We start from the raw sequence: 12,250 nt of genomic DNA on the forward strand, positions 1-12,250 counted from the left end.
TCCCCGATTGCAGTATTCCCGCTTGAAGAAACGCCCTCTGCCGGGCCCCATGAATCGGGTGTTGCCTTCCCACACCATCCGGTAGCCTGCCTGACCCTCGAACCTTTCACGTAACCGCCATCTGAGCCACTGACCCGTAATCTGTTATTGTACGAAGGCATGTTAATGATGCAGACAACCCTGTGCCGTTTGGTACAGGTCGTTAATGACTATGGGTATTGAGGATAGTGATGATGTCTGAAAATCCAACCGTCGCCCTCGTGGGCCCGGGAGCTATCGGCACGACCATCGCCGCAGCGCTGCATGAGGTTGGCCGCACGCCAACAATATGTGGCCGTACCGCGCATGATCATCTGGAGCTTCGCTTCGACGGCGGTCAGGTGGTGGTACCTGGGCCCGTACATACGGATCCGGCCGGGATAAAGAAAACGTTCGATCTGGTTTTTATTGCGGTCAAGTCGACGCAGATCGCCGCTGTGGCACCCTGGTTGTCTGGATTATGCAGCGCAAAGACTGTCGTTTGCGTACTGCAAAACGGCGTGGAGCAAAAAGCGCTCTTCGCGCCGTATTTATCCGCAAGTTCGGTTCTGCCCTCCGTGGTGTGGTTCCCTGCCCAACGCGAGCCGGACGCCTCAGTCTGGCTACGCGAAAGCGCACGGCTCACGTTACCGGATACGCCGGAAGCCCGTATCGTGCAGACGGTGCTGCATGGCACGCGGTGCGCGGTCGACGTGGCGACGGATTTCACCACGGTCGCATGGCGAAAACTGCTGCAAAACGCGGTTGGGGGGCTAATGGTTTTGGCCGGTCGCCGCGCCGGCATGTTCTCCCGCGCTGACATCACCGGGCTAGCGATGAGCTATCTACAGGAATGTCTTGCCGTAGCGCGTGCCGAGGGCGCAGCGCTTAGCGACGATGTGCCGCAGGAAATCGTCGATAGATTTCATTGCGCCCCGGCTGACTTGAGCACATCGATCCTCGCCGACCGGCAAGCCGGCCACCCACTCGAATGGGATTGTCGAAACGGGGTGGTACAAAGATACGGACGCGCTCATGGGATCCCAACGCCGATCAGTGATCTGATCGTACCGCTTCTGGCTGCCGCCAGCGATGGCCCCGGTTGATACTCGTGCCGACGCCCCCCAGACGAGCGGTGTAACGAAAGCGCCCACCCCGTTATTCCCGTCACGTTTGTCGTGTACTGACCGTGCATAAAAACGCCCCCGCATGGCGACATCCGGGGGCGTTTACGGGTGAGATGCGGTTCGCAGGTTAGCTGCGATTCTCTTCGATGTAGCGAGCCAGATCCGCCGGGGTCTTCAATACGTTAGCGACTTCAGTCGGCGGGATCATGCAACCGTAAACGTCCTGCACTTCCAGCACCAGATCCACCGCCAGAATAGAATCGAGGATATCGGACTCGATCAACTCATCGTTAAAACCCACTTTGCGGGATAAGACCTTTTCAAACAGGGCGAGTATTTCTTGTTCCATCATTTTTTCCTGGCGTCATTAATTGGTACGAGCATGTGTATCTAATAGTTTACGATCGATTTTGCCGTTCGGATTCAGCGGCAATGCATCTTTGACAATAATTTGGGAAGGCACCATGTAGTGCGGGATCACCTTCGAAAGCGATGTCTTGATCACCTCCGGGGCTAAGTCGGTCACGCAGAAAGCCGCAATACGCAGCACGCCGCCGCCCGATTTCATCAACGGCAGAACCACCGCTTCGCTGATATCCGGCATCGCCAGCAGGCGATTCTCAATCTCGTTGATTTCAATACGATAGCCATTCAATTTGATCTGGCTGTCATTACGTCCCTGACAATACAGGATCCCGTCTTCTTCGTACCCCAGATCGCCGGTTTTGTACCCCCGGAACGCTTCACTCTCCCGATGCAGCAATTTTTCCGCGTTCTCCTGCGGCAGCCCAAGGTAGCCGCGCATCACATTTTTGCCCCAGATAATCAACTCGCCCTCAGCCGTAACCTCCATGTGAGAGTCCGGCATCATCGTACCTACCGGCAACAGATCGTTTTCGCTGTGCAGGATATCGTCGGTAATTTCGATGACCGTAGTCGCGATAGTCGCTTCCGTCGGGCCGTAAGAGTTGAGAATTTTGGCATGCGGGAAACGACGGCGTAACTGTTTTACCAGCGCTTTGTTTAACACTTCGCCAATGAATACGAAAACGTCGAGATCGGGTAAATAGTCACTATTGAATTGCAAAGAGAGCAGTCGCTGGTAGGCAAAAGACGGTGTTGAAACCCATACCGAAACACCGTTGTTTTTCAGGCGTTCAAGCCAGTTTTCTGCGGCGATATCTTCTTTGGCATTCAGGACGATATGCCCTCCGGTTGCCAGATTAGCCAACAAGGGGATCAAGGAAAGATCGAAGCTGAATACCGCATGGTTCATCAGTACCGGCGTTTCCGGCAGCGAAAAGTCCCGACGCACCCATTTCATAAAATGCCACAGGCTTTCACGTCCGATCTGTACCCCTTTCGGCTTACCGGTGCTTCCAGAGGTGAACATGATATAAGCGAGATCCTGCTCAACCAATACTCGGCCAACCTCGCCGGTCGCCACAAACTGCTTTGCCGCGATGTCGTAATAGTAAGGCGCGCCGGCCAACTGGCAGATCTCTTTGAGCCGCTCCTGGGGATAGATGCAATCCACCGGAATGTACGGAATGTTATGCAGCAAGCAGCTATAGATAGCGACGGCAAATTCCGCTTGTTGATGCCCATATAACACAACGGGCACACCGGCAGGTTGCTGACAATGCTGGTAACGCTGCGCCCAATCCGTCACTGCAACAGAGAGCTGTTGCCAGGTTACGGCTTCGTCGCTGCCGCTAATCGCCAGCTGATGTGGATGCGCGGGATCAAGTAATGCCGCACGCAAGAAATCTTGCAGTTCCAGAAGTTCGGAGTGAAGGTTCATAGTGGTGACATTCCGCTAAAGATGTAAAGGGAGACAGCGGCGCTTGCCAGCGTCAGAATTCGTCCCAAAAACACAATAACTGGATAATGTAACCAGTTGCTGAGCGTCGGACTGCGTTTGGCTGACCACTGTAACATGTTGTGAGTAACGGAAATGGCGCCAAACAGCGCGCCGCTTATAATGTAGTGTCGTTCGAGCCCGTTCCATGCGCCCATACAAAACAGGGTGCAAAAAATACCAATATTCTGTGCCAGCGTTTTGTTCTGACGGAAAAAATCCATCTTCATCAAATTCATATAAATCGGCATAAAGACCACATCCCGCAGCCATTCAGACAGACTGATATGGAAGCGCCGCCAAAAATCCTGCGGGTTTTTAGCCAGAATCGGCATATTAAAGTTCGCCGGAATATTCAGGCCAAATAAACGCCCAGCCCCAATAGCCATATTGCTATAACCAGCAAAATCAAAATAAAGATAAGCGCTGTAGGCCAGCGACATCACTACGCCAACGCTTAACGTGAACGGACGATGGCTCCATGACTGAACCACCAGGTTATCGATCAGCGTGGCGAATAAGAACTTTTGGATAATGCCGACAAAGATTTGTTCCATCGCCGGTAAAAACTGCTCACGGGTAATAGTGAAGGCTGGCTTATTAATATCATTCACCCATGTCCGCCAACGATACATCGGCCCGGCAGTAATAATAAAAGGCATGAAGAGATAGCAGAAATACTGTAAAAAACTCCGCCCCTCTTTTTGAGTCCGGTAAAGTAATACATCAACGGCGCGGAAGGTCATAAAGGACAGGCCGAGCATCCCCCAGTGGTTATTGAGATGTAATTTCACCAGGAACAGCGGGAGCAACGTCAGGCTAACCGCCTGCCAGGTTTTCAACCAGCCCTTCTCTTTCACTGTGACAAGAATATAAAAACTGAAGAATACCGCCACAGATACAATATAATCACCCTGGAAAATATATCCCCAGCCTAAAGCCACCAGCACGGAAAAAGCGGATAAATAAGTTAGCCGATAATTAAAGACCCGATTAATCAGCGCAAACAGCAGTGCTGATAAAAACAGAAAGAAAAAAAATGTTCCGGAGCTATACATCATTCATCCTTCAGAACTTTTGATATTCAAAGTGCACTTTTAAACTCATGCTGTCATCAACAGAGGTCCACGCGATGATCGTTACCGCCAGCAAGAGATAAAGAAAGAAAAGGCGAATAGCGTGTTTCATCATTTAAAACTCTCAGCAATAAAACGATCCATGGCGACCCATGCAGGATCGGTAGGGTGCAGACGATCCCAGTTCCAGCCATTCTGATAAGGCTGCGCATACATATCAAAGTAGGGAACCTGATTTTGCTCCAGCAGAGCCCGGATTTGGCGATCGACCGGCTGGAATTTCTCGCTATTCTTAATCGCCCACGGATTGACCGCATCGACAATCACCACCAGCTGGACATGGCGCTCTTTGAGCAACTTGATTGTCGCTTGGAAAGCCTCCATTTGCGCAGGGAAAACCGGTGCGTCGTCCCACACATCCTGCGTTGGATCATCATCAAAAAAAGACTTATCCATCCACATTGTCTCGGCACTTTGCTGACGAGACTTATTCAACACATGGGCGTTAGCCAATTCGCGATCCCAGTCGGGAGCCCGCTCGACATTTGGCTGATGTGGCCAAGGTTTCGCTGGCTGAGGAACAATCCGCAGCATCGCCAGCCAGTCGTTTTTTATCATTTCGCAGAAAGTCGCAAACTGATAACTCACTTCCTGCCAGATAATTTTCGGATGCCAGCCATAGATTTTCATTTGATTGAAAGTTAAATGACTGATCTCTTCTTCATTAATATGTTGTAAATAATCCACCAGCAAAGGACGCGCCTGCGCATCCTCCATCAGGGGGTTAAAAACCGGTGCAGGGAAATTATCGGCAAAAACTGTCGGCGGGATACCATCACCATAGAAACTATCGGGCGCCAGTTGCAAAACGACCTTACTGTTAGCGTTGAGATCATTTTTAAAGCGTAAGAGCAGTAAAAAATGGGTGATATTATCGATATACACATCGCCATAGGCGACAACCGGTCGCTTGAGTTGGTTATTAAAATAATTATATACCGCGTAATGCTCATCCTCTGACGTAGAGACCTCTGACGCCCCGATGAAAAAAATCGCATTTCCCTGCAACGCATGAGAAATGGCCGCTATTTTTTCCTTTTGCTCACGAGGCGTTCCATCAATACTTTTAATCAACGGTTGGAATTTTAACGGCGGATCAAAGCTTGTCACCAGTGGGTGAATGCTAAGGAACAAAATGGCCAAGATAGCCATCAAGATATGTAGGCAGAAAGTATTTTTGATTTTCATCATAAAGTAAAACTACATGACTTTTATTTGTTTAAAATATGTTAATTTTTAATCTTCACAGCAAACCTAACACTGTATTTTTCGACACTATATACCAGGCTAATCTTCGATGATGAGTATTGCTGTGTAACGGTATGTACAGTGTTCAGCGCCGTTCCCAACAGCGATATCGTACAACTCGTTGAGCCGCGGATAACCGGAACATACACAGGGTGCGATGAGGTCTATACCCTAAATAATTCGGGTTGCAGGAAGACAGCAAATGAGCGAACCCCAATGGGCTTATTCCAGCACGCGATTCGGGTGAGCAGACGCCGTCATCCAAGAGCTTTAGGGCTTGTCTTTAGGTTTGACGGTGTCTGCCTGCCTGGCATTGAGCGTCATTGAGGTAGGCATCTGATCACTGGCAGTACATCCAGTGGGCCTGGTCGCTGGTTCGCTTGAACTGGCGTAAAAACTTCGGGAAAGGGGCATAGTGTTTAATAAAGCAAAACACTGCAATGGTAACTTAATGATTTATGGAGAAAAATGGTGCCGGTAATAGGAGTCGAACCTACGACCTTCGCATTACGAATGCGCTGCTCTACCAACTGAGCTATACCGGCTTTGAGAGAATCATCCTGCGAGTGCATGACGATAAGCTACGGGGTGACAAACTAGTGAAATCGGTTTTCCAAGTCAATACCTTGATGTTCGTGTGATGATTTTCTAAGCGGTGAGAATACCGCCCGGTACGCTGTGGCGCTGCCGGGCGGTGGTTTTATTCGCGGATCAGATCATTACCGTAGCCAATCCATTTATAGGTGGTCAGCGCTTCCAACCCCATCGGGCCGCGCGCATGCAGTTTCTGGGTACTAACGGCGACTTCCGCACCGAGCCCGAACTGGCCGCCATCGGTGAAACGAGTGCTGGCATTGACATACACCGCTGAAGAATCCACTTCTCGGACGAAGCGCTCTGCGTTCGTCATAGAGTGCGTCAAAATCGCATCGGAATGTTGCGTCCCATGCTGGCGGATATGTGCAATCGCAGCCTCCATGTCATCCACAATAGTGACGTTAAGGTCATTCGACAACCATTCGTCATCGTAATCCTGTTCGTTTACCGCCACGACCCGCGCCGGCCCCTCAAACAAATGAGGCATCGCGGAAGCGCTGGCATGTAAAGTGACATTCGCCAGTGCCATTTTCTCACTGAGCTGCGGTAGAAAACGCCCGGCAATCGCCCGATGCACCAGCAGGGTTTCCAGACTATTGCAGGCGCTGGGACGCTGTACCTTCGCGCTTTCGATAACGACCAGCGCCTTTTCAAAATCAATGCTTTCGTCGGCAAAGATATGGCAAACCCCAATTCCACCGGTAATCACCGGGATGGTGGACTGTTCGCGACACAGCTTGTGCAAGCCTGCGCCGCCGCGGGGGATCAGCATATCCACATAACGATCAAGCTTCAGCAACTGGTTTACCAGCTCACGGTCAGGGCTTTCAATCGCCTGAATAGTTTCTGCGGGCAAACCATGCTGCTCCAGCGCCTGTTGAATGACGTTTACCGTTGCCGCATTAGTGCGATAGGTTTCCTTACCGCCTCGCAGAATCACGGCATTGCCGGTTTTCAGACACAGACTGGCGACATCCACCGTCACGTTCGGACGGGCTTCATAAATGACGCCAATAACGCCCAGCGGTACCCGGCGGCGCTCCAGTTTCAAGCCATTATCCAAGATGCGGCCATCGATAACTTCGCCAACCGGATCGTTCAGGCGGCAAACCTGACGCACGTCATCGGCAATCGCCGACAACCGCGCCGGGGTCAGTTGCAGGCGATCCAGCAACGCGGCGCTCATACCGTTTTCTCTGGCATCGGCCACGTCCAGCGCATTCGCGGCCAGAATCACACTGCCCTGCGTTTCCAGCAGCTCGGCGATGGTTATCAGAACCTGATTTTTCTGCGATGAACTCAACGACGCCAATTGATAAGACGCCTGCTTTGCTGCTTTCCCCATGTGCTCCAGCATCGTCTGCTCCTTAATTGATAATCATGTCGTCCCGATGGACTGCCACCGGGCCATATTCATAACCGAGGATATCGGCGATTTGCTGGGAATGATGCCCGGCGATCATCCGCAGCGCATCGCTATTGTAACGAGTGACTGCATGCGCGAGATCCCGGCCCGCCAAGTTACGAATGCGAATCACCTCACCACGGGAAAAATTGCCGTCCACATGGCGGATGCCTTTCGGCAACAGGGAACTGCCTCGCTCCAGAATCGCCGCCGACGCACCGTCGTCCACAGTGATTTCACCGGCCGGCGGCGCACCGAAAATCCAACGCTTGCGGCTTTCCAGCGGCGTTTCCAGCGCATGAAAGCGGGTTCCGACCGACACATCGTTGATCACATCGCCGATCACCCCCTGGCGGCTGCCTGCGGCGATAATGACATCGATCCCGGCTCGACAGGCGACATCCGCCGCCTGCAGTTTGGTAGACATGCCACCAGTCCCCAAACCAGAAACGCTGCCACCGGCAATTTGTCGCAATTCATCCGTGATGCCCTGCACTTCACGGATCAACTCCGCATCAGGGTTGGATCGCGGATCGGCAGTAAACAACCCGGCCTGATCCGTCAACAATAGCAGCTTGTCGGCATCCGCCAACATCGCAGCCAATGCGGACAAATTATCGTTATCGCCGACTTTGATTTCGGCCGTAGCGACCGCGTCATTTTCGTTAATAATGGGAACAATATGGTTATCAAGCAGAGCACGCATGGTATCGCGGGCATTGAGGAAACGCTCACGATCCTCCAGGTCTGCGCGCGTCAACAGCATCTGCCCGACATGAATGCCGTAGATGGAAAACAGTTGTTCCCACAATTGAATCAGTCGGCTCTGCCCTACCGCCGCCAGCAACTGTTTGGTGGCGATAGTAGGCGGCAACTCCGGATACCCCAGATGTTCACGCCCAGCCGCAATCGCGCCAGACGTCACGATGACAATACGATGCCCTGCTGCATGCTGCTGGGCGCACTGACGCACCAGTTCAACGATATGGGCACGGTTCAGGCGACGCGACCCCCCTGTCAGCACGCTGGTGCCCAGTTTTACAACCAAAGTCTGGCTGCCACTCATAGTCTTTCTACCGTTGCGTTGTTGATGTATGAAAATAAGATAAACGGATGTTGTAACAGGAGAGACGCGCTATGCCAACAGGCATAACGCGAAACACCACGATCAGGCCGCTAATCGGCAAGCATCACGGTCGTTCTGAAAGGGAAAAGGGAGGTTCGAGTTCCTGTACCAGATTTTTCAGCCGGATGTGGAAATCCTGCTGGGTTGTACGTACTTTTGTTTGCACTTCAGGCTCCTTAATAGGCTCATCGAGCCAGTTGCCCGCCTTGTCAAACAAGCCAAAACGGTATGAATAAAACAGGGTCTGCTCCTGAGCGTCCAGTTCCAGCCACCATCCCCAAAATTCGCGCGTTTCCGGCGCTGATTTGATACTGACACAGACCGCCAGGCAGTCAAAGAAAAACCGGTTATCGCCACACTGATCTTCGCGCAGATAAGGCCCCAGAGAGGCAAAGCGCTTTATGAGTCTGCTTTTTAATCCCATATGCTCATCTCCTCAGATTGCGCCTTAATGATTAGTAGAAGATCAATGATTTATCAACCCACATTGCCGTTATCCCCCGAGTAGCACGACAAAATGTCGCAGCAGACGAAGGGGTTTTAGAGTACAGATTCCGATAACCGGCGCATCCGCGTCGTCGCCAATCGAAAACACTGCTTGTCCAGATACATCGCTTTATCGGCCTGCGCCATCAACGCCTCCGGCGTCATCTCCGGCTCCGTCATCGCAATGCCGATACTCAGCGATATGCTTACATTCAGCGATTCATCTAGCGGAATCGGCTCCTGCATGGCTTGACGGATGCTGTCCGCGACCCGTTCTACGTCACTGACGTCATGGATATCCGCCAGAATCAGGGCGAATTCGTCGCCTCCCAGCCGGGCCGCTAAATCCTGCTTGCGGGAATAACGCGCCAGCCGATTCGCTACCGCGATCAGCACCTGATCGCCTGCGGCATGTCCATAAGTATCGTTGATATGCTTAAAACTGTTGCCGTCCATAAACAACAATGCCGCACTCGTCTGATGGTGCCGATCCGCCAGAATGTTTCCCAGCGCCCCCAAAAATGCCGTGCGATTCGCCAACCCGGTCAAGGGATCGCGCAACGAACGTTCGAGCAGAGAGTCATTCTCCTTGCGCATCTGCTGCTGCCAGCTTTCGATTTCATCCAGCAAACTATTGAGATCATGCCCAAAACTGTCGAGCTCGGCGATTTTTACCTTGGGTATACGTCGGGAAAAATGACGATTATTACGAATGTCGTGCACGACTTCGGCAATATTGTGTAGAGCCTGGATCAGACCGCGGTGCAGACGGTGGGAAATAAAAATAGCCAATATTGACGCCAATAAAATGCACAGCGTCAGCGACAACAACGAGAACGAGACGAACTGTCTTATCGTCGTATCAGTACCGGCAATCTCCAGATACCCCACCAGTTGTCCGCGATGATAGATGGGCTGTTTTACCGAACCGCGAAACAGCCAGCGCGAGGTGAACAAGGAAAACCAACCGGGCTCCTCTTGTTCTGCGGCACGCCAATTAGTCAACACATTCCCCTTGGCATCGCTCAGCACAGCGCGACGGAATTGCTCCTGCTGGCCCAAACTCGCCAGCATTTCGTTCGCCGCAGTACCATCGCGAAAAACGACTGCCGCTTCAACATTACGGCTCAGGGTATAGGCCAGCAGTTGCAGATTTTTGTCCGCATACTGTTTAAAGGAAAACAACGAAGCGGCGGTAATCAGCATCCACGAAACCACCATGGTGATAATCACCACCAGCATATTAATGCGGGTCAATGCCTGCCTGAATGTTGCATTCCCGGCGCAATGAGGCGTGTTAGGTTCTGAACTATTCACAATGTTCATCCCGAGTCTTAGCGAGAATCAAAACATCAGGATTTACACGAACTCCAGTCCGAACCAACGCATCCATATTGATGGAAAAACTCACACGTTTATCAGCAAAAATCAGGCAAAAAGAGCTCCCGCCAAGACACCTGGGGGATTGTTCGGAGATCGTCAGTAGCGGCTGGCCCTGGACGCGGTTGATAATCGCCATCTGCTGGGCTTCGTTCTCTTCGCCAAAGTAGACAACATCGCACCCAGACGATAAAAACTCCTCGCTATTTTCCACTTTTATCGCTTCGAATACCGCTTTTTCCTGCATATAAGGCGGCGTGATCAACGCCGATAAAAAATGGGAGGAGGCAAATACACACAGTAACGGTTTTTTATTATGGAATATCGGCCATCGGGAATAGCTGATGATGCCCGATACCGTCCGTCGGACATCCGACGCGGCCACCTGTGCCAAGTCATCTTGCAAGTCTGGAGTATGCGCCCATGAAAAATTCAGGGTTAACGCCGTGATAAGTGCAACAAAGAGCGTCCTCTTTTTGATCATGTCGGTATCAGGCCGTTATCAGAACAAGTAAGCATTAGCGATGAGGAAGGACAACCGCGTAGCGCCATCATATGCCATGACATTCTTACTAAGAACGCTCATGCAACCAGGCAGTGACTTGTTGCAAAGCGGAGTCGAAATTTCTATACACCGGGGAGAAATCCAGCGACAGCAGTTTCCCATTCGCTGACGAATCGGTTATCAACAGGGACTCTTCCTTCGGGCTGATGACATCGCCTCGCCAGAATGCCGATAGCATCGGCGTCGGGCAACGTCGGCCAAGCAATCCCTGAGTTTTCAGCGAATAACGCCCCATTTCCGTCAGCAACGCCGAATCGGTTGAAAACGGCATACCCAATCGGCTGGCCATTACATCCATGTACATATCGGGAACCTGACTCTGCCGTTGGGCGTCCGCCAGCAAATGGTGAACGATGGGCCCCAGACAGGCCACCCCCTTCAGACGACCTGCCTCAAGATAAGCCAGTCGAACAGCGATATTAGCGCCAAAACGGAAACCGAATGCCGTCACCCGGGAATGATCGACCCAAGGCACGTCCGGCAGGGCTTTAAGCACTTGCTGATGCAGAAAACTTGAATCCTGATCAAGCTTCCAGCGGGAGGAAAACCCAACAGAAGGGATATCCACCGTCAGCATCGCCATCCCCGCCGGCGCCAGATAATCCAAGAACAGGCGATGATAATCACTTTGCAGCATGTCCAGACTGCCGCACATCAGCACAGTGGGATAAGGTGCGCGCCCCTGTGCCGGTAGATGCAAAAACGCGGTCAAACTGCCGCCCCCTTCCACCGGGAAAGTCAGGTTTTTCAGCTCATAGCTCAACAGCCCAGCGGCTTCTTCATAAGCACGGTTAGACAACGTCTGGGCCTGCTCCGCTAACTCATCGCCCTTAAGATGGGGATACGCAGCGATACTGTACAAATTGGCGGCATTCAACCAGTGCTGACCCGCCACGTTCGGATTTTGATCATGGGTCGCCTGTTGCTGCTGACGCATTCCCTGAGCCACCCATTCATAAATCCAGTTTCCGCTACGGTAGCCGATCACTGTGTCCAGCAGCTGTTGGTGGCTGCGCTCGGCCGGGCTGGCGGCGATACGGGACAGAACTTCTTCGATCTCCCAAGGCCCCACGCCGCGCCAAATCCACATCAGCCGGTTAAGCATACGGTACCAGTTGCGATTATGCCGGCCTTCCAGCGCAGACAGTATCTGCTTATCCGAGGCCGCCTCATTACGAGTCCGATGGATAAGCGTGGAGGTTTCCTGATGTTTTACCCTGGGTTTAAACAGCGTTTCGGACAAGTTGGCCTGCACAACAGCCTCCGTGGATAGCGCAAAAGAATATGCTGGGGAGTTTACC

11 protein-coding genes and 1 tRNA gene are annotated in these 12,250 nt (G+C 52.1%); 1 reads left to right on the forward strand and 11 read right to left on the reverse strand.

Translation table 11 applies throughout. From position 1 onward, the window contains the following. Window positions 1-230 precede the first annotated feature (230 nt). A complete protein-coding gene (locus HEP82_RS15680; RefSeq protein WP_225622503.1) occupies window positions 231-1,124 on the forward strand; it encodes an oxidoreductase in 894 nt (297 codons plus the stop codon). Between the two features lie 148 nt (window positions 1,125-1,272). Here HEP82_RS15680 and HEP82_RS15685 read toward each other — a convergent pair whose 3' ends face one another. The 11 genes from HEP82_RS15685 to frsA all read right to left on the reverse strand — a co-directional run bounded on the left by HEP82_RS15685 (window position 1,273) and on the right by frsA (window position 12,204). Then, complete coding sequence (locus HEP82_RS15685; protein ID WP_012764566.1) at window positions 1,273-1,494, reverse strand: acyl carrier protein; 222 nt, start codon at window positions 1,492-1,494, stop codon at window positions 1,273-1,275. 18 nt (window positions 1,495-1,512) lie between these two features. Continuing rightward, entirely contained in the window at window positions 1,513-2,949 is a 1,437-nt protein-coding gene (locus HEP82_RS15690) for an AMP-binding protein (protein WP_192458946.1), read from the reverse strand. Continuing rightward, on the reverse strand, window positions 2,946-4,064 hold the full coding sequence (locus HEP82_RS15695; protein WP_192458995.1) for a membrane-bound O-acyltransferase family protein: 1,119 nt from the start codon (window positions 4,062-4,064) through the stop codon (window positions 2,946-2,948). The genes HEP82_RS15690 and HEP82_RS15695 overlap by 4 nt, the downstream gene beginning before the upstream one ends. Window positions 4,065-4,193: 129 nt before the next feature. Continuing rightward, complete coding sequence (locus tag HEP82_RS15700; protein WP_192458996.1) at window positions 4,194-5,330, reverse strand: D-alanyl-lipoteichoic acid biosynthesis protein DltD; 1,137 nt, start codon at window positions 5,328-5,330, stop codon at window positions 4,194-4,196. Between the two features lie 529 nt (window positions 5,331-5,859). After that, a tRNA-Thr gene (locus tag HEP82_RS15705) sits at window positions 5,860-5,935 on the reverse strand. 155 nt (window positions 5,936-6,090) lie between these two features. Next, window positions 6,091-7,344: a glutamate-5-semialdehyde dehydrogenase gene (gene proA, locus HEP82_RS15710; RefSeq protein ID WP_192458947.1), complete on the reverse strand. Its 1,254-nt coding sequence runs from the start codon at window positions 7,342-7,344 to the stop codon at window positions 6,091-6,093. Window positions 7,345-7,354: 10 nt separating this feature from the next. After that, on the reverse strand, window positions 7,355-8,458 hold the full coding sequence (gene proB, locus HEP82_RS15715) for a glutamate 5-kinase (protein ID WP_192458948.1): 1,104 nt from the start codon (window positions 8,456-8,458) through the stop codon (window positions 7,355-7,357). 124 nt (window positions 8,459-8,582) lie between these two features. Then, window positions 8,583-8,942 carry a sigma factor-binding protein Crl gene (gene crl, locus HEP82_RS15720; protein ID WP_192458949.1) on the reverse strand — a complete coding sequence of 120 codons (360 nt, stop codon included), beginning with the start codon at window positions 8,940-8,942 and terminating at the stop codon, window positions 8,583-8,585. A gap of 116 nt (window positions 8,943-9,058) precedes the next feature. Beyond that, the gene (locus HEP82_RS15725; RefSeq protein WP_192458950.1) at window positions 9,059-10,330 is read right to left on the reverse strand and encodes a diguanylate cyclase domain-containing protein; all 1,272 of its coding nucleotides are present in this window, start codon (window positions 10,328-10,330) and stop codon (window positions 9,059-9,061) included. Then, window positions 10,314-10,868 carry a YfiR family protein gene (locus HEP82_RS15730; protein ID WP_192458951.1) on the reverse strand — a complete coding sequence of 185 codons (555 nt, stop codon included), beginning with the start codon at window positions 10,866-10,868 and terminating at the stop codon, window positions 10,314-10,316. The genes HEP82_RS15725 and HEP82_RS15730 overlap by 17 nt, the downstream gene beginning before the upstream one ends. 88 nt (window positions 10,869-10,956) lie before the next feature. Next, window positions 10,957-12,204: an esterase FrsA gene (gene frsA / locus HEP82_RS15735; protein ID WP_192458952.1), complete on the reverse strand. Its 1,248-nt coding sequence runs from the start codon at window positions 12,202-12,204 to the stop codon at window positions 10,957-10,959. Window positions 12,205-12,250 lie beyond the last annotated feature (46 nt).

The sequence above is a fragment of the Musicola keenii genome (assembly GCF_014855505.1).
Classification (GTDB): Bacteria; Pseudomonadota; Gammaproteobacteria; order Enterobacterales; family Enterobacteriaceae; genus Musicola; species Musicola paradisiaca.